The following is a 19,822-nucleotide window of genomic DNA, read 5'->3' as shown; positions in this document are numbered from 1 at the left end:
AATGGATTTCCGTGAACTGATTGAACTTGAGCGCAAACCCTTCAGGGAGCGCGTCGAACTGAAATATAGCGCCTGGCAGAAAGAAGTCGAAAAGGGCCTGATGATAGGGCGTGAGGGTTCGGGGCCGGTCGATGCGAGGATGCAGTATAAGGATCTGCACGACGAGACTTTTCGCGACGTGCTGGTATTTGGATCGAACAGCTATCTTGGTATGGCTAACCATCCCTATGTCAAAGCGAAGGTGATTGACGCGGTAGAGAAATATGGCATCGGCACCGGGGGATCGCCCGCTTTTTCAGGCTATACCCGACAGCATAAGGCGCTGGAAAAACGCCTGGCCGCGCTGGCCGGACATCAGGATGCCGTACTGCTACCCAGCGGCTATATGGCCAACCTCTGCTGGGTGAACGGGCTGATGAATCGCAACGATATCATCATCTATGACCAGAACAGCCACGCCAGCGTGGTGAATGCCATCAGGATGACCGGCGTGCCTTTCTTCACCTTCGATCCGGAACGTCTTGATGAGTTTGAAGCGCTGCTGCCAAAAATTCGCGAGCGATCCAAACCGGGTGCGCAGATCTTCTCTACCGTCGAGGGCGTCCGCTCCACGGACGGTTCGATCATCGATCTTAAGCGCTACATCGGGATCTGTCGCGAAAACAACATCATTACCATCCTCGATGACGCGCACGGCCTGGGCACGCTTGGACGTTCCGGCAAGGGTACGCTTGAGCATCTCGATCTGCTGGGTCAGGTCGACCTGCGGATGTCTACCTGCAGTAAGTCGCTCGGCGCGCAGGGCGCCTTTGTGTCCGGCAGCAATGAGTACATCTTTATGCTGCGCAACTTCTCCTACCCCTATCTGTTCACCTCGGGTCTGGCACAGCCGACCGTAGCGGCCATTTCTGCCGCGCTGGACGTGATGGAAAATGAGCCTGATCGCATGGCGTGCCTGCATGAGAATGTCCGCTATATGCAGGATCGGCTGGAATCAAACGGCTTCAATATCATCCGCGGCGAAGCCGGGATTATCCCCATTTTCTTCAGTAAAAGCGGCGTGGCCGGGAATATCAATCGTCTGATTTATGAGCGTGGCCTGTTCGCCAACATTATGGAATACCCGATGGTCCCGCCCGATAAAGAGCGGCTGAGGCTGTCGCTGATGTCCTCCCACACACGGGAAGAGATAGACCAGGCGGTAGCGATCATCCTTGATGCCGCACGCGAATTCGATGCGATTTAAACACTGATAAAGAGGGATTGAAATGCGCAGTCAGCAGGAGCTTTTGGCCGTAGTGCTCGACATCATCAACGAAATTATGAAGACCGGCTTTACCCCCGAAACGGTGGATATGGAGTCATTCCTCGGCGGTGAGCTGGGGGTGAACTCAGTAGAGATGCTCGAAGCCTGGTATGGCATCGAGAAGCAGCTAAACATCAGAGTCAATGATGGCGAAAAGCGGGATATCTACACGCTGGGCGACCTGATTCGGGTGATTCAACAGCACCTCCCTGCGCAGGCGCAGGCCTCTGCATTCGGGTCCTGAGCTACAGGCTATTGACGGAATAACCAGGCGGCGCCTGGTTATTATTCTGGGAAAAGGTAATAAGCGACTCATGTCTTCTTCAATTTGGGTATTTCCCGGTCAGGGATCGCAGCACAAAGGGATGGGAAAGGCGCTGTTCGATCGTTTTCCCTCGCTGGTCGACGAAGCAGACAGCGTGCTCGGCTTTTCGCTGCGCGAACTCTGTCTTGACGACCCGCAGGGCGTGCTAAACGAGACCGCATTCACCCAGCCCGCGCTTTTTGCGGTTTCCGCGCTTGGGTTTCTGGCAAAGCGCGAAGCGGGCCTGATGCTGCCTGATGCCTACGCGGGCCACAGTCTGGGTGAGTTTGCCGCGCTGTTCGCCGCCGGGGCCTTTGACTTCGCCACCGGCGTGGCGCTGGTGAAGGCGCGCGGCGCGCTGATGTCAGCCGCGCCGCGCGGCGCAATGGCGGCGATCCTGGGCATCGATCGGCAGCAAGTGGCTGAACTGCTGGCTTCCTCCTCCTTTTCCGGCATTGATATCGCCAACGTAAACTGCGCACAGCAGACGGTGATTTCCGGCCTGTACGACGACATCGCTGGCTGTGAGCCGCTGTTCACCGGGGCCGGGGCGCGCTTTGTGAAGCTGAACGTCAGCGCCGCATTTCACTCCCGCTATATGCGCGATATCGAAGCGCAGTTCTGTGAGGCGGCCTCGGGCTTTACCTTTCATCCGCTCACGGCGCGCGTGATTTCCAACTACACATCCTTTCCCTATCCGCAGACTGATTATCTGCCGCTGCTGACGCGGCAGATAAGCCAGCCGGTGCGCTGGTACGAGAGCCTTTCGCGCCTGCTGGCGCAGGGTGACGTCGAGCAGAGCGAGATCGGGCCGGGTCAGGTGCTGACCCAGCTGTTCACAAAAATCAAAGCGCAGCCGATGGCGCTGCCCACCGCGCCAGATGCCAGCGCAGCGCCGGGCAGGCCGCAACTGGTGTTTATGTATAGCGGGCAGGGATCGCAGTATTACGGCATGGGTCTGGAACTTTATCAGCAAAACAGCGCGTTCCGCAGCGCCATGGAGAGGTGTGATGCCCTGTTTCGCCAGCATACCGGCAGCAGCCTGCTGGCACCGCTCTATGACCAGGCCCGGCGGCGAAATCCCCTCTCTGATGTGATGCTCTCCCATGCGGCGCTGTTCAGCATCGGTTTCAGCCTGACCCGCCTGCTTCAGGAAGAAGGGATCGAACCTGACGCCGTGCTGGGCTACAGCCTGGGCGAATACGTCGCGGCGACCGTGGCCGGAGTACTCAGCCTTGAGGATGCGATGAATATGGTGGTGTGCCAGGCGAGCCTGCTGAAAGAGCACGCGCAGGATGGCGGCATGCTAAGCGTCCTCAGCCCCGTTACGCACTTCCACCAGCACCCCGGGATTTATCAGGGAAGCGAGCTGGCCAGCATTAACTTCCAGAACAACTTTGTGGTCAGCGGCGAACGGGCAAGCCTGCTGGCGGTAAAGCAGAGCCTGAGCCAGCAGGAGATCGTCTCGCTGCTGCTGCCGGTTGAACACGCCTTTCACTCGTCGGGCGTTGACGCCATTGAGCAGGCGTTCTGCGCCTATATGCAAACGCTAACCTGCCACCCTGCCCGACTGCCGGTTTATTCGGCCATGCAGGGGACGTCCGTCGAGCACTGGGACTGCAACCGGTTCTGGCGGGTAGTACGGGAACCGGCTGATTTCTATGCTTTAGTCAACGGGATGCCCGGACGGGAGAAGGCCTTTTTCATCGATCTTGGCCCGGCGGGCACCCTGTCGACCTTTCTTAAATATGGCTTTGCCGACCGTCTTCAGCACGGCGCGGCGATCAACCAGTTCGGCAGAAACGTTGAAACGGTTTCGGCCCTGGTGAACAGCGTTAAAAGCCTGTCGGGCTGGTCAGAGAGGGAACAAGGCGCATGACTTTCGAGCAGAATCCATCCTTCGGACAGAAGACATCCTGTGCCTCTGCTGCAATGCCGCTGCTGACGATGCCGGTGTCGCCTGCGCTGCGGGCGTCCCTGGGCGCACTGGCGCATCCTGAATCTATGGCGCTGGACGCCCTGCTGATCGCCGCCTGGGGCCTGCTGTTGAGCAAGTACAGCGGCGAGGATGAGGTGATCCTGGGCTATCCCGCTGCCGGTACGACGGGGACCAGCACGCTGCGCCTGCGTCCGGAGGCAAACCGTCCGCTGGCCGAATGGCTACAGGAGATTGACGCGCAGCTGCGTCCTTATCCGCCGCGACGTGCCAGCAGCGCCGATGAGCAACCGGACCGTACCGACGGGGTCCAGGAGCCGATGCGTTACGCCTCGCGGGTCAGTATCGGGAACGGAAGCCGCGCCGAAGCACTGCACGGCCAGCCTCCGGCACCGCACAGCATCGCCGGCACTGCGCCGCTGCTTAACGACCCGCGGCCTGCACCGTACGACATCGCCCGTACTGCGCCACTACACCTTACCCTGCATACCGGGGCGCCAATGTCGCTGACGCTGCGCTATGACCGGGAGGCGTTCAGCGAAGACGGGGCGCGCATGCTTCTCGAGCGTGTGCAGCAGCTCCTCGCCAACATGATACAGAACGCCGGGCAACGGGTCGGCGAACTGTCGCTGCTGAACGCGGCAGAAACGGCGCGGGCGATCCACGACTGGAACGCAACCGGGCTGGATATCGCACAGGATCGCTCGCTGTACGCGCTGTTTGCGGCACAGGTCGCAGCCCGTAACGGGGCGACGGCGCTGGTGGCGGGCGATCTCCGTTTCAGCTATCGCCAGCTTGCCGACCGTGCCGGGCAAATTGCAGCAGGGCTTAGCCGCGCCGGCGTAGTCAGGGGCAATCGCGTGGCCCTGAGCATGGAGAAAACGCCGGAGCTGATCGCCGCAATGCTGGGGATAATCAAACTTGGCGCGGCCTATGTGCCGATAGGGCTGGACGCGCCTGCCGAACGGCGGGCGTTTATTCTGCGTGATGCGCAGATCAACTGCACGCTGACGCGCCGCGCCGACCGGGCACATTTTGCCGCTGATGACCCCCACACCCTGCTGTTTGTCGATGACTACGCTGAAGAGACGCAGGAAGAAGACGCGGTGAACATGCAGGACGCCGTTAATGCGCATACCCCGGCCTATATCATCTATACCTCAGGCACCACGGGCACCCCAAAGGGCGTGGAGGTCACCCACCGCAACCTGATTAACTTCTGCGCCTGGTGCGACAGCACCGGCATTTTCACCGCCGGCGAGGCGATCACCCAGTTCGCGCCCTATACCTTTGATGCATCAGCGGGCGAAATTTTCGGTACCCTGACGCGCGGCTGTGAGCTGCATCTGCTGTCGAATGCGCTGATCCATAATCCACCGGATCTGATGGCGTACATGGTCGCCAACGCTATTCGTTTTTCTGCCTTTCCTCCCTCCTATCTGCGTCAGCTGGATCCGGCCCGCGTGCCGCAGGGCATGACCATCCTGACCGCCGGTTCGGCCCCCACCGCCGAGCTGATCGCACAGTGGAGCGGGCGCTGCCGCTATATCAACGGCTATGGCCCGACCGAAACCACCATTATGTCCTCGGCCTGGATGCAGGGCTTTGAGCAGGGCGGGGATAACCGCCTGAGCATAGGCCGCCCGATTGCCAATACGCGCCTCTATATTGTCGACAGCATGGGCCAGCTCTGCCCGCCGGGCTTCACCGGCGAGATATGGGTCGGCGGCGAAGGCGTCTCACCGGGCTATATCAATCGCCCGGGGCTAACGGCAGAGCTGTTTATTGCCGATCCCTGGATAAGCGGCGGGAAGGTCTACCGCACCGGCGATACCGGCCGCTGGCTGGACGATGGCCGTATTGAATTCATCGGGCGTCGTGACCACCAGATCAAGCTGCGCGGGTTCCGCGTGGAACCGGGTGAAATCGAGTCGCAGATTGCCGCGCTTGCAACGGTCAGTGAGGCCGCGGTGTTGGCCCTTCCGGCCGCAGACGGGGAGATGCGCCTGGTGGCCTGGGTTGTGCCCGCAACAGCCGACGGAGAGCCTCCAATCGCCCGCTGGCGCGAAGAACTGGCGACCCGACTACCGGACTATATGATCCCGGCGGCGTTTGTCCTGATGCCCGCGCTGCCGCTGACCGCCAACGGCAAGATTGATCGTAAAGCCCTGCCCGCCCCGGGAGAGAATGACTGGGAACGCCAGGGCTATCAGGCACCCGGCGCCGGTATCGAATCGACCCTGGCGGATCTGTGGCAGGCGCTGCTTGGCATCCGTCAGGTGGGACGGCAGGATCACTTTTTCAGGCTGGGTGGCCATTCGCTGCTGGCGATGCAGCTCTCCGCCAGGCTGCGTGAGCAGAACCTGCATACCGACGTGCAAACGGTGTTTGCTTACCCGGTGCTGGCGGACCTGGCCGGACGTATCCGTCAGCAGGAGGCGTTGCCGTTGGGTGATGCCCTGCTGCCTGACCTGATTACTCCCTCAACGACGATGATAACCCCCGATCTGCTGCCGCTTATCGATCTCACCCAGCGGCAGATCGATCTGATTGTGGCCAGGACCCCGGGCGGCGTGGCCAGTATTCAGGACATCTATGCGCTGACGCCGCTACAGGAGGGCATTCTGTTCCATCACCTGCTGAATGAGCAGGGCGATCCTTATCTCCAGGTGGGCCACCTCTCATTTACCCGACGGGATACCCTGGAGCGCTATCTGGCGGCGATCCAGCGGGTGATTGACCGGCATGACATCCTGCGCAGCGCCTTTATCTGGGAGGGGCTGGAAACGCCCGCGCAGGTCGTGCTGCGCAGCGCACGGCTGCACGTCACCGAGCTGAGCGCGGTAGCCGACACCGACACCGTGGCGCAGCTCAGGTCGTTCGTCGATCCGCTGAAAAACCGCATCGACCTGTCACGGCCCCCGCTGCTGCACGTCGCGGTGGCTTACGACCCGACAGAGACCCGCTGGGAGATGCTCCTCTCCATCCACCATCTGGTGGATGACATCTTCTCACTGCAAATCCTGCTCGCCGATATTCAGGTATTTCTTCACGGCCAGGGCGACGCATTGCCGCCCGCCCGGCAGTTCCGTCAGCAGGTCGCCCAGCTGCGGCTGCACGATGATACCCGGCGTCAGCAGCTGTTTTTTGCGCAGATGCTGGCGGATTTTGATGAGCCGACGATGCCGTTTGATCTGCAAAGCGGCCACGCGAATGGACAGCGGCTGGTTGAGTTCTGCCGCGCGCTTGAGGCACCCCTGGCTGCGCGTTTGCGCGAGCGGGCGCGGCATCTGGGCGTGAGCGTCAGCAGCCTGTGCCATCTGGGCTGGGCCAGGGTGCTTGCGGCCGCCAGCAACCGCGACAGCGTGGTATTTGGAACCCTTCTTTCCGGTCGTATGCAGCTGGCGGGCGGCGAACTGATTATGGGCCCGTGCATTAATACGCTGCCGCTGCGGCTCGACCTGGGCGGCGTGGACGCCGTTAGCGCCGTCCATCAAACCCATGCGCGCCTGACCGGGCTGATGGATCATGAGCAGACGCCCCTGTCGCTTGCCCAGCAGGCCAGCGGTATCGCGGCGCCCACGCCGCTGTTTAGCACCCTGTTCAACTATCGCCATAACCGCCCCACAGAGACCAGCGTGACCGGCGCGCTCGAGCAGGAAGAGGCGATCTGGCACGGTTTTACCGAAGGCACGCACTACCCGCTGACCCTCTCCGTCGATGACGCGGGCAATGGGTTTACCGTTAACGTGCAGGCGGCAGGCGCCCTCTGTCCAGAGCGCATTTTCGGCTACTATCGACAGAGCCTGCTCAGCCTGGCAGCGGCGCTGGAAGCCGGGGCCATCGCCCCGCCTGCGGCAGCATGCGGACTGAACATTCTGCCGCCGGAGGAGCGTCAGCGGCTGCTGGAAACCTGGAATGATACGGCCGCGCCCTTCCCAACGGATGCCACCGTCCACCAGCTGTTTGAGCGGCAGGCTGCGCGCCAGCCCCAGGCCCTCGCCCTGCAAATGGGGACCTGTCGGGTCAGCTACGACGAACTAAACCAGCGGGCGAACCAGCTGGCGCACTACCTGATATCGCTGGGGGTCACGCCTGATACGCGCATTGCGGTCTGCACCGGGCGCAGTGAAGCCATGCTGGTCACGCTGCTGGCGGTGCTCAAATCGGGTGGTGCCTACGTGCCGCTCGACCCGGAATATCCTCCCGCGCGGCTAACCTTTATCCTTGAGGATGCCGCGCCCACCGTGCTGATAGTCGATGCGCGCGGCCGCGAACTTTTCGCGACGGCGCAGGCGGCGGGCGTCAGGGTGGTCGACCTGGCACAGGATGGCGATTGCTGGGCTACGCTGCCCGTCGCCTGCCCGCAGGTGAAGAGGCTGAACGCCCGCCATCTGGCCTATGTGATCTACACCTCCGGCTCGACCGGCAGGCCAAAAGGGGTGATGGTTGAGCATCGCCAGGTGGTGAATTTCCTCACCGCCATGCAGACGCTGTTTACCCTGACGCCCGCGGATCGGCTGCTTGCCGTCACCAGTATCTCCTTTGATATTGCCGCGCTGGAACTTTATCTGCCGCTGATGACCGGCGCAGCCGTTGTGCTGGCCAGCCGCGAACAGGGGATGGACCCCTGGGCGCTGCATCATCTGCTGACCACCGCCGACATCACCCTTATGCAGGCCACGCCGACCACCTGGCGTGCGCTGCTGGATACCCGCGCCGCTCCCTGCCCGCAGCTGAAAATCCTCTGCGGCGGCGAGGCGCTGCCGAGCGATCTCGCCACGCGCCTTTATGCCTGGGGGGCATCGTTGTGGAACCTCTACGGGCCGACGGAAACCGCCATCTGGTCAACCTGTAATCGGGTCCGGGCAGAGGATGTGACGCTGTTCAGCCAGCCGATTGGCCATCCGATCGCCAACACCCAGGTTTATCTTCTGGACGCGCACGGCGAGCCGGTGCCAGCCGGGGCGGTGGGCGAGCTATATATCGGCGGCGAGGGCGTGACGCGCGGCTATCATCAGCGCCCCGATCTGACGGCGGAGCGGTTTATCACCCATCCCTTTGCCCCCGGCGCGTCACTCTATCGTACCGGCGACTTCGCAAAATTTATGCCGGATGGCCGACTGGTCTACCTGGGCCGCGCCGACCACCAGCTGAAGCTGCGCGGGCATCGCATTGAGCTGGGCGAGATCGAAGCCCGCCTGCTCAGCTACCCTGGCGTGCGTGACGCCGTGGTGGTGACCCAACCCGATACCGGCGGCCAGCCGCAGCTGGTGGCCTATACGGTGCCGGCCCAGGCCGCCGGGGATCGGGCGCCGTTCAGTCGCCTGGCGCTACGCCACTGGCTACAGGCGGCGCTGCCTGACTATATGGTGCCGGCCGCCTTCGTGACGCTCGACGCCCTGCCGCTGACCCCCAACGGCAAGACGGATCGCAGCGCATTGCCGCTGCCGGATGATACCGCCTTTGCCCGACGCGCATACGAGCCACCGCAGGGCGCGATGGAAACCACCCTGGCCGCCATCTGGGAAGCGCTGCTCGGCGTGGAGCAGGTGGGAAGGCAGGATCACTTTTTTGAACTCGGCGGCTATTCGCTGCTGGCCGTGCGCCTGCTGGAACAGCTGCGCCAGCGCGGGCTGAGCATTGAGATACGCACACTTTTCGATACCCCGGTTCTGGCCGACCTCGCGGCCCGAACCGTTGAGCTGACGGAGACGCGCTTATGAAGACCCTGATCCCGGCATTTTTGACCCGCGAGCGTACTCGCTTCCTAACGTTGCATGATGAGAGCAGAAATAAACACATGAATATTAAAAGGAATAAAAAGGCATGAGCGATTTCGACCAGTTACTGCTTGCGCTTGAGGAAGCTAAGATCTCGATTTCGCTGGACGGCGACGATCTGGTTATCACGGCGGCGAAAGGCGCCCTGACCAGCGAGATAAAAAGTGCCCTGCGCGAGCATAAGCCGACGTTTATTGATGCGCTGCGCAACGGCAAACGGCTATCTAATGCCTTTGAGGTGGTAGTACCGGCCAACAAGATAACCCCGGATACCCAGGCGATCGTTCCCGGGATGCTGCCGCTGATCGACTTTACCCAGTCTGATATCGACTACGTCGTTGACCAGGTGCGCGGCGGCGTGAGCAATATTCAGGATATCTATTCGCTGGCACCGCTTCAGGAGGGGATCCTCTTCCACCATATGCTGGCCAGCAAGGGCGACCCCTACCTGCAAACCGGCAGGATGACCTTTGACAGCCGTGAAAAGGTCGACAGCTATCTGGCCGCCGTGCAGAAAGTTATCGATCGTCACGACATCCTGCGCACCGGCTTTTACTGGGAAGGCGTTTCCACCCCCTGTCAGGTGGTACAGCGGCAGGCGACGCTGCACGTCCACGAGGTCGAACTGGACCCCGCCGACGGCCCGGCTGCCGAACAGCTTGCCCGCCGCTTTGACCCGCAGCACTACCGTCTGGATCTCGCAAAGCCGCCGCTGCTGCATGCGTTTGTCGCCTGGGACGAGCGCCAGGGCTGCTGGGAGATGTACCGTCTGCTGCATCACCTCATTGACGACATTTCCTCGGTGCTGATCCTCTCCGCTGAAATTCATACCTTCCTGGCGGGACGAGGGGCGATGCTGCCCGAACCGCAGCCCTTCCGCCGCCTGATTGCTCAGGTACGCCTGGGCAAGACGCCGGAAGAGCATGAGCGCTATTTCCGCAGCACGCTGTCCGATATTGAGGAGCCAACCGCGCCCTACGGCCTGGTCAATATGCTCGACGATTCCGCCATTATCGAGGTCACGCGTAAGGTGCCGCAGCGCCTGAACGACCGCCTGCGCGCCCACGCCCGCCAGCTTGGCGTCAGCCTTGGCAGCATTTGCCATCTCGCCTGGGGCCAGGTACTGGCCTGTATCAGCGGGCAGGACGCGGTGGTCTTCGGCACCATCCTGTTTGGCCGTATGCACGCAGGGAAAGGGGCCGACCAGATAATGGGGCCGTTTATCAATACCCTGCCGCTGCGCCTGGATATGTCGGGTGCCAGCGTCGAGGAGAGCGTGCGCACCACCCACAAGCGCCTGGCGGAGCTGCTCAGCCATGAACATGCCTCGCTGGCGCTGGCGCTGCGCTGTAGCGGCATTTCTGGTGCCACCCCGCTGTTCAATACGCTGCTTAACTATCGCCATAACCGTGAGTCTGAGAGCGCCGCCCTGGACTTCGCCTCGCCGGGCGCGGATCAGTGGGATGGCTTTGAAGAGCGCACCACCTATCCCATCACCCTGTCGGTGGACGACTACGGCGATGGGCTGGGGCTGAACGTGCAGGTGGTGGAGTCGCTCGATCCCGAACGCCTGTTCGCCTATATGCAGCAGACCCTTGAGAGTATCGCCAGGGCGCTGGACGATGCGCCGCATACGCCGATTCAGCAGATCGCCATTCTGCCTGACGCCGAGCGTAAGCAGCTGCTAAACGAATGGAACAATACCGCCCGCACTTATCCACAGGTGGCATACACCCATCAGATGTTCGAGGCGCAGGTCAGGCTGACGCCGACGGCCACGGCGGTATGCTGTGAACACCAGCAGCTTAGCTATGCCGAACTGGACGCGCGGGCGAATCAGCTGGCGCACTACCTTCACCAGCAGGGCGTAAAGCCGGACGATCGCGTGGCGCTCTGTCTCGATCGCAGCATTGAAATGGTGATTGGCCTGCTGGGCATTCTTAAAGCGGGGGGCGCTTACGTTCCGCTCGATCCGGACTATCCGGTCGATCGCCTCGCCTGGATCCTGGAAGATGCGCAGCCGAAGCTGCTGCTGCTCGACCATCGCGGCCGCGACGCCACGGCGGCCCTCAACACCCGCAGTATTGCCACCTTTAGTCTGGATGCCGCCCAGCTGGCCGGGTCATCCCTGCCCGCTTCACCGCTGTCACCGGAGGCGGTGGGACTGACCGCGCGAAACCTGGCCTATGTGATCTACACCTCCGGCTCAACCGGTAAGCCAAAAGGGGTGGAGAACGAACATCGCGGGCTGATCAACCGACTGCAATGGATGCAGGAGGCCTATCAGCTCGACAGTCGCGATGCGGTATTGCAAAAAACCACCTTCAGCTTTGACGTCTCGGTATGGGAGTTTTTCTGGCCGCTCTCGACAGGTGCAACGCTGGTGATGGCACCGCCGGGCGCGCATCGGGACACTCAGGCGCTGGCGCAGGTGATTCAGGCGAACCGTATCACCACCATCCACTTTGTCCCCTCAATGCTGAACCTGTTTCTGCACAGCGGGGATGCCGCCGCCTGCGGCTCCCTGCGTCAGATTATGTGCAGCGGTGAAGCGCTGAGCACCGCCAGCGTGCAGCTCTGCCACAGCGTACTGCCGGACACGCAGCTGCATAATCTCTATGGACCTACCGAGGCGGCCATCGACGTCACCGCCTGGACCTGCCCGCGGGATATGCCTTCGTCTGCCAGCGTGCCGATCGGTCGTCCCATCGCCAACCTGCGCATCTACCTGCTCGACGGGCACCAGCGTCCGGTGCCGCAGGGGGCGACGGGTGAGTTGTATATTGGCGGCGTCGGGGTGGCGCGGGGTTATCTCAACCGCCCTGATCTGACCGCGGAACGCTTCCTGCGGGACCCTTTCTCGCCGCAGGCTGACGCGCGGATGTACCGCACTGGCGACCTGGCGCGCTATATCGCCGATGGCGATATTGAGTACCTGGGACGCAACGACAACCAGGTCAAAATTCGTGGGTTCCGCATCGAGCTGGGGGAGATTGACGCCGCGCTGTTGAATCAGCCTGGTATTCGTGAAGCGGTGGTCATGGCTCGCGATGATGTGCAGGGCCAGCTGCGCCTGGTGGCCTATGTGGTGCCGGGCACGGATGGCGAAGCCGGGGACCTCAGCACGCCGGTGCGCATCGCCCGGTGGCGTACCGCGCTTGCCGCGCAGCTGCCGGACTATATGGTGCCTGCGGCGTTCGTCCTGCTGGACGCGCTGCCGCTGACCGCCAACGGCAAGCTGGATCGCAAGGCGCTACCGCTGCCGGATGATGCCGCATTCAGCCGCCACACTTTCGAAGCCCCGGAAGGCGACGTCGAAATCGCCATGGCTGAGCTGTGGCAAACGCTGTTGGGCGTTACGCGCGTGGGCCGTCATGACAATTTCTTCGAGCTGGGCGGCCACTCACTGCTGGCGGTACAGCTGATGGAGCTTCTGCGTCAGCGCGATTTGAGTACCGAGATCCGCGCCCTGTTCGAGAGCCCAACGCTGGCCGAGCTTTCTGCCCGCACCATTGAACTCGATGAGATGAGACTATGAGTCATCTGGATCCCCTGTTAACCGCCCTGGACGAGGCCAGCATCGCGCTGAGCCTCGAGGGTGAGTCACTGGTTATCAAAGCCCCGAAGGGGGCGTTAACCCCGGCGATCAAAGATGCACTGCGGGAGCACAAGGCGCTTCTGGTCGCCCTGCTGCGCGAGGGAAAACCGCTCTCCACGCGGGAGGGAAGCCAGGGTCCCGGCGTCCCGGCTAACCGCATCACGGCGGAGATGACCCGGCTTTCCCCAGAGAAGCTGCCGCTGATTGATCTTACCCAGCAGGATATTGACCATCTGCTTGCCCAGGTGCCGGGCGGTCTGGCCAACGTGCAGGATATTTACGCGCTGACGTCGCTCCAGGAAGGCATTCTCTTTTTGCACCAGATGAACGAGACGGGCGACCCCTATTTGCAGTTTGCCAAAGTGTCGCTGACCGACCGTGCCGTGCTGACGCAGTACGTTGAGGCCGTTCAACGGACCGTAGATCGGCATGATATCCTGCGCACGGCGTTTTTCTGGACGGGGCTGTCGACGCCCGCGCAGGTCGTTCTGCGGCAGGCCAGGGTGCGGATCACCGAAGTGGTGCTCGATCCTGCCGACGGGCCGATTATGGATCAGCTGGTCAGCCGGTACGATCCGTCGCACTTCCGGGTCGATCTCACCCAGGCCCCGCTGCTGAATCTCTTTACCGCGCAGGATCCGCAGACTGGCCGCTTTGAAATGCTGATGATGCAGCACCATCTGATCGATGACATCACCTCGATGCAGATCATGATCCAGGAGATCGCCGCCTTTATGCTGGGCCGGGACGCCCTGCTTCCGCCGCCGCAGCCGTTTCGCCGTTTAATTGCTAAGGTGCGCAGCAGCGTCTCTGTCGCAGAGCAGACGCGTTTTTTCAGTGAGATGCTGGGGGATATCGACGCTCCAACCCTGCCTTTTGGCCTGACCAGCGCCGGAGTGGATCACGCCAGCGTGGTCGCGCAGCGTGAGGACGTTGACCCGGCGGTGGCTGCGCGCCTGCGCACGCACGCCCGCCGTCTTGGCGTCAGTATGGGCAGCATCTGCCACCTCGCATGGGGACAGGTGATGGCGCGGTCAGCCGACAGCGACAGCGTGGTGTTTGGCACCGTGCTGCTGGGGCGGTTGCAGGCGGGTGAAGGCGCCGATCAAATTATGGGGCCGTTTATTAATACGCTGCCCATTCGCCTTGATCTGGGGGATATCCCGGTTGAGGAGAGCGTACGCGCAACGCACCGCCGTCTGGCCGCCCTGCTTAACCATGAGCATGCGTCCCTCGGCCTGGCGCAGCGATGCAGCGGAATTGCACCGCCCACGCCGCTGTTCACTACCCTGTTTAACTATCGTCACAACCGCCAGCGGGAGAGTGAAAACGCGACGCCTGCTGGTGAGCGCGATGCGGTGGAGTGGAAAGGTTTTGAGGAGCGCACCGATTATCCGCTGACGGTTTCCGTCGATGACTTTGGCGAGCTGGTGCGTCTGGAGGTCCTTGCCGCGGCACCGCTTCCGGCAGCGCGCCTGGCGAGCTATCTTCAGCAGGCGCTGAGCAGCCTGGCCGATGCGCTGGATAGCGCCCCCGCCCAACCGATGCACGCGCTGAACATCGTGCCTGCCCGCGAGCGTCGCAGGCTGCTGGTCGGATGGAATCAGACGGCCAGGCCCTGGCCTGCCAATGAGACGGTCCACCAGCTGTTCGCGCAGCAGGTGGCGCGCACGCCAGACGCCCCTGCGGTTTTTGAAGGCGAGATCGCGCTAAGCTATCGCCAGCTGGATCGGCAGGCTAACCTCCTGGCACAGGCGATCATCGCGCAGGGCGTAGTGCCGGGCGACTTCGTGGCGATCCTGCTACCGCGCAGCCGGGCGCTGCTGGCAGCATTGCTGGCGGTCCTGAAAGCGGGGGCCACCTGTGCGCCGCTGGACCCCCAGGCGCCGGGCGAGCGCCTGCGCTGGATGGCGGCAGACTGCGCCGCCCGATTACTGATCGCTGACGCGCAGCAGGCAAAGGTGGAGGCGATTGCCCTGCCGGTTCTCTACGCCGACGGCCCGGAAGTGGCCCGCGCCAGCGATGCGCCGCCGGTTGTGGCGTGTTCCGCGACGGCCCCGGCCTGTATTATGTATACCTCCGGCTCTACCGGCCTGCCGAAAGGCGTGCTGGTGCCACATCGCGCCATCACACGGCTGGTGATCAATAACGGCTTTGCCGATTTTGGGCCAGGCGATCGCATGGCGCTGGCCGCTAATCCGGCCTTCGATGCGAGTACGCTGGAAATCTGGGCACCGCTGCTCAACGGCGGCAGCTGCGTGGTGATCGACAGCGATACGCTGCTCTCGCCGCCCGCGCTGGTTCGCACGCTGAAGCAGTACCGCGTGAATCAGATGTGGCTGACCGTGGGCCTGTTTAACCAGATTTGGCGCGATCTGGCTCCGGTGATGCCACAGCTGGAGAATCTTTTTGTCGGCGGTGACGCGCTGGATCCGGGCATCATCGCCCAGGTGCTGCGCGGGGCGAGACCCGCCCGGCTGATTAATGGTTATGGTCCGACCGAAACCACCACTTTTGCCACCACCTTTCCCATTCAGCAGCCGGCTGCCGGTGCCGCCAGCATTCCCATCGGACGTCCGATCGGCAATACCCGCGTCTACGTGCTGGACAGCCACCGCCATCCCGTGCCGCTGGGCGCGGTCGGTGAGCTGTACATTGGCGGCGACGGCGTCGCGCTGGGGTATCTGCATCAGGAGGCGCTGACCGCCGGGCGCTTCATCGTCGATCCCTTTGTCGCCGATCCCCAGGCACGACTCTACCGCACCGGCGATCTGGTGCGCTACCGGGAGGACGGCAACCTGCTGTTTGTCGGGCGTAACGACCAGCAGGTTAAACTGCGGGGCTTTCGCATTGAGCTGGGTGAGATAGAGGCGCAGCTGGCTGACCACCCCGACGTAGAGAAAGCGCTGGTGCTGGCGGTGGATCATCACGGCAGCAAGCGTCTGATCGCCTGGGTGGTTGCGCCGGAGCGGCCGGATGCAGAAACCGAATTACAGGCCTGGCTCGCCGAACGTCTACCTGATTATATGGTGCCGGCACGTATCCTGACGCTGGATCGATTCCCGCTGACCGCCAACGGTAAAGTCGACCGCAAAGCGCTGCCCGCCGCTGACATTCGCGACAGAATACAGCGTGCGCCGCGCAACGAGCGCGAAGAGGTGCTCTGCGCGCTGTTTGCCGAACTGCTTGAGCAGCCGCAGATTGGGATTGATGATGATTTCTTTGCGCTGGGCGGCCACTCTATTCTCGCCACCGGCCTGATTGGTCGTATTCGCGCCAGGCTCGGCGTGGAGCTGTCGGTACGAGTGCTGTTTGAGCACCCGACGGTGGCGCGCCTTGCCGGACAGCTCAACGCCCAGGCTCAGGTTCGTCCGCCGGTGCGTCGGCTGGATCCGCGTCCCGATCCGCTCCCGGCCTCCTATGGCCAGCAGCTGATGTGGGTCGGGCAAAATACCCGTGGCGATAACGCGTCGCTGAATACGCCGATTGTTGTCGCGCTGGAGGGCGAGCTGGATCTGCCTGCGCTCAGGGCCGCGCTCGGTGACCTGGTGGAGCGTCATGAAACGCTGCGCACCCGCTTTGCGGCGGTGCAGGGCCAGCCGGTGCAGCTCGTCGTCCCCTTTGCCGACATCAGTCTCGCCATTCCCTGTACCGACGTTGCGCCAGAGCAGGCAAAACAGGCGGTATTTGACGCCATCACTTCGGTGTTTGATCTGGCGGTGGATTTGCCGTTCCGCCCTTCCGTGCTGCGCCTTGGGCCGCAGTCCCATATTCTGGTACTGCTGCATCACCATATTGCCTGCGACGCCTTTTCACTGGCACCGCTGACGCGGGATCTCACCCTCGCCTATCAGGCGCGGCTGGCCGGTAAGGCGCCGGCATTCCCGCCGCTTCCCGTACAGTATGCCGACTACGCGGTCTGGCAGCGCAGGCTGCTTGGCGATCCCGATGATGCCGCCAGCCTCTTTTCGCAGCAGCTGAGCTGGTGGAAGCATACCCTTAGCGGCCTGCCCGCCACGCTGAATTTACCGCTGGATCACCCCCGCCCGGACAAACCGAGCTATCGCGGCAACATGCTGCCGCTGTCGGTTACGCCGGCGCTGCATCAGCGTCTGGCCGGGCTGGCGCGCGAGCGTAATATGACGCTGTCGATGGTATTGCAGGCCGCGCTGGGCATCTGGTACAGCCTGCTGGGCGCGGGCGACGATATCCCGCTGGGCGCGATTTCAGCCGGGCGCAGCGATGAAGCGCTTAACGATCTGGTGGGCTGCTTCCTGACCCAGTGGGTGATGCGCGTCGATACCTCGGGTGACCCGGAGGTCAACGAGGTGCTTGATCGGGTGCGCACCCAGGCACTGACCGCGTATGACTACCAGGATATTCCCTATCTGAAACTGGTCAGCGAGCTGCTGCCCGTGCGCTCACCGTCGCATTATCCACTCTTCCAGACCATGCTGATCCTCCAGAATACGCCGCCAGCCCTGTTCAATGTGCCCGGACTGAAGGCCAGCGTGCTGCCTGCGCACAGCGGTAACGCCAAGTGGGATATCTACTACACGCTGTTTGAAAACCTCTCCCCGACGGGTGAGGCGCTCGGCATGGAGGGGATTATGGAGTACGCAACCGACCTCTTCACCCGTGAGACGGCGGAGCGCATGGCGGCCGGTTTTCTTGCCACGCTTGCCGCCGTCGCCGACGCCCCATCCAGCCCCATTTCACGGCTGGCGGTCGCGGGCCGCGCAACGCCCCTTCCTTCGACGGCAGCGGGTCTGACACCGGTTTTATCCCCCTTCAATCAACAGGTAAGTGAACATGACTGAGCAATCACCGGCTGTGGCGGAGGATATCAGCGCCATCCCGCTGGCGCAGCTTAACCCGGCGCGCAGGGATCGTTTCGCCAGTGATACCGTACTACCGGTTTTCGCGCGTTTACGCCGCGAAGATCCGGTGCATTTCACCGCCGAAAGTGAATTCGGGCCTTACTGGTCGCTGACGCTGTGGGACGACATTCGGGCGGTGGGCACCAACCACCGCGACTTTACGTCCACGCATAATATCGATCTCAAATCGCTTGAAGAGAAGCACAAGCTTGATGCCGCGCTAAAAGCGCTGGGCCATGAGCGGCGAAAAAGCATCGGCTTTATCACCATGGATCCGCCGGAGCATACCCGGCATCGCAAGGCGGTGGCACCCGGCATGGGGCCTTCAATGCTGGCGACCATGGAGCCGCTGCTGCGCGAGCGGGCGGGCGGCATCCTGGATGCGCTGCCGGTGGGCGAGCCTTTTGACTGGGTGGATCGGGTGTCCAAGGAGCTGACGGCAACGGCGCTGGCGACGCTGTTCGATTTCCCGTTTGAGGATCGCCGCAAATTAACGTTCTGGTCAGATATGCTGATGGCCGAGCCGGGGCACGGCCCGGTTAAGAGCTGGGAGCACAAGGCCGAAGAGACCATTAAGTGCTATCACGCCTTTGAGGCGCTGTGGGAGCAGCGCCGTCATGCGCCGCCCGGGAATGACCTGATCTCGATGCTCGCCCATCATCCGGAGACGCGCGACATGTCGCTGGAGCAGTTTCGCGGCACCCTTGTTCTGCTGATTATCGGCGGCAACGACACCACCCGAAACACCCTCTCCGCCAGTCTGTACTGGCTGAATAAGTATCCCCAGGAGCTGGCGAAGCTGAGGGCCAACCCCAGGCTTATGCTGCCGATGATTTCGGAAACCCTGCGTTTTCAGACGCCGATTTCATTTATGAGCCGCGTGGCAACGCGGGATGTAGAGATACGCGGCAAAACGATCCGCGAGGGTGACCGCGTGGTGATGTGGTATCTGTCCGGCAACCGCGACGCCTCGGCCATCGACGATCCCGATACGTTTTGCATTGACCGGGAGCGGATTCGCCGACATCTCTCCTTTGGCGTGGGGGTACACGCCTGCGTCGGCAGCCGGGTTGCCGAGATGCAGCTAACGGTTATCTGGCAGGAGATCCTCAGGCGCTTCAGGCGTATTGAGGTCCTGAGCGAGCCTGCGCGTAACTACTCCAACTTTCTGCACGGCTTTGAGAGTCTGCCGGTGATTATCCATGAATAAGCCTGAAAGTGACCCTGTAAATCTGGCCGCAGAGGTTACGGTCACCACCATCAAGGTAAGTCGTGATCCCTTTATTAATAACAGCTATATGGTACGGGATCCGCGCACGGGAAAGGCGTTACTGATTGATCCGGCCTGGGATATGGCGGCCTATGAACGGGCGCTGGAGGCGGCCAGCGCAGAGCTTGCGGGGATCCTGATCACCCATGCCCATCCCGATCATACCGATCTGGCCGCGCCGCTGGCGGAACGGTATCGCTGCCCGGTGTGGATCTCACATCAGGAAGCGGAGTCGTCGGGGTTCCGCGTTCCCACTATGCGCACTTTCGGAGAGTGCGCCTGGGAAGCAGGGGGTATTCCGATCCGCCCCATTATCACGCCGGGCCATACGCCCGGCAGCACCTGCTACTGGATCGGTCAGGCGCTTTTTACCGGCGATACGCTGTTTATTGAGGGGTGTGGACTATGCCCCGATCGCGCCGCCGCAGAGAGCATGTATTCGAGCCTGGAACGGCTTAAGAGGCTCCTGCCCGGCGGGGTGCGCATTTATCCGGGGCACAGCTACGTGCAGCCACCGGGTTTGACCTTTGAAAAGGTGTTTGATTTTAACCTCTACTTATCGTTTAGCAGCGCGGAGGTGTTCGCCAATTTTCGCCTCCGCCCGGGACAGTCAAAGGCGGCCTGGATGGCCTTTTCATAGCAGAGGACGGGCAACAAACAATGCGTAGCGGTATTACGCGTGGTTATTCAGGGGATACTTTTAAGGGGTTTTGATCGTGAACATACGTGGGCAAAATGCGGTAAA

The 19,822-nt window shown here is 62.2% G+C and carries 8 protein-coding genes; all 8 read left to right on the top strand.

All coding sequences use genetic code 11. The features are described from left to right. Nucleotide 1: 1 nt before the first annotated feature. The 8 genes from ACLRGG_RS08575 (at nucleotide 2) to solJ (ending at nucleotide 19,717) form a co-directional block, all read left to right on the top strand. A complete protein-coding gene (locus ACLRGG_RS08575; RefSeq protein ID WP_416249323.1) occupies nucleotides 2-1,246 on the top strand; it encodes an aminotransferase class I/II-fold pyridoxal phosphate-dependent enzyme in 1,245 nt (414 codons plus the stop codon). 22 nt (nucleotides 1,247-1,268) lie between these two features. Continuing rightward, nucleotides 1,269-1,550, top strand: a complete 282-nt coding sequence (locus tag ACLRGG_RS08570; protein ID WP_416249322.1) for an acyl carrier protein — start codon at nucleotides 1,269-1,271, stop codon at nucleotides 1,548-1,550. A 70-nt stretch (nucleotides 1,551-1,620) separates the two neighbouring features. Beyond that, on the top strand, nucleotides 1,621-3,489 hold the full coding sequence (gene fabD / locus ACLRGG_RS08565) for an ACP S-malonyltransferase (protein ID WP_416249321.1): 1,869 nt from the start codon (nucleotides 1,621-1,623) through the stop codon (nucleotides 3,487-3,489). Beyond that, nucleotides 3,486-9,272 carry a non-ribosomal peptide synthetase gene (locus tag ACLRGG_RS08560; RefSeq protein ID WP_416249320.1) on the top strand — a complete coding sequence of 1,929 codons (5,787 nt, stop codon included), beginning with the start codon at nucleotides 3,486-3,488 and terminating at the stop codon, nucleotides 9,270-9,272. Before fabD ends, ACLRGG_RS08560 begins: the two co-directional genes overlap by 4 nt. 103 nt (nucleotides 9,273-9,375) lie before the next feature. Further along, nucleotides 9,376-12,867, top strand: a complete 3,492-nt coding sequence (solG, locus tag ACLRGG_RS08555) for a solanimycin non-ribosomal peptide synthetase SolG (RefSeq protein WP_416249319.1) — start codon at nucleotides 9,376-9,378, stop codon at nucleotides 12,865-12,867. Beyond that, nucleotides 12,864-17,747 (top strand): non-ribosomal peptide synthetase, encoded by a 4,884-nt coding sequence (locus ACLRGG_RS08550; protein WP_416249318.1) that lies wholly within the window; start codon nucleotides 12,864-12,866, stop codon nucleotides 17,745-17,747. Before solG ends, ACLRGG_RS08550 begins: the two co-directional genes overlap by 4 nt. Continuing rightward, on the top strand, nucleotides 17,740-19,017 hold the full coding sequence (gene solI, locus ACLRGG_RS08545) for a solanimycin biosynthesis cytochrome P450 SolI (protein WP_416249317.1): 1,278 nt from the start codon (nucleotides 17,740-17,742) through the stop codon (nucleotides 19,015-19,017). The genes ACLRGG_RS08550 and solI overlap by 8 nt, the downstream gene beginning before the upstream one ends. Next, nucleotides 19,010-19,717 (top strand): solanimycin biosynthesis MBL-fold hydrolase SolJ, encoded by a 708-nt coding sequence (solJ, locus tag ACLRGG_RS08540; RefSeq protein WP_416249316.1) that lies wholly within the window; start codon nucleotides 19,010-19,012, stop codon nucleotides 19,715-19,717. The genes solI and solJ overlap by 8 nt, the downstream gene beginning before the upstream one ends. Nucleotides 19,718-19,822 lie beyond the last annotated feature (105 nt).

Source organism: Erwinia sp. PPS120, from assembly GCF_047918655.1.
Classification (GTDB): Bacteria; Pseudomonadota; Gammaproteobacteria; order Enterobacterales; family Enterobacteriaceae; genus Erwinia; species Erwinia tasmaniensis_A.
Note: the sequence above shows the minus strand (reverse complement) of the source record. Positions and strands in the feature narration are given on the sequence as shown.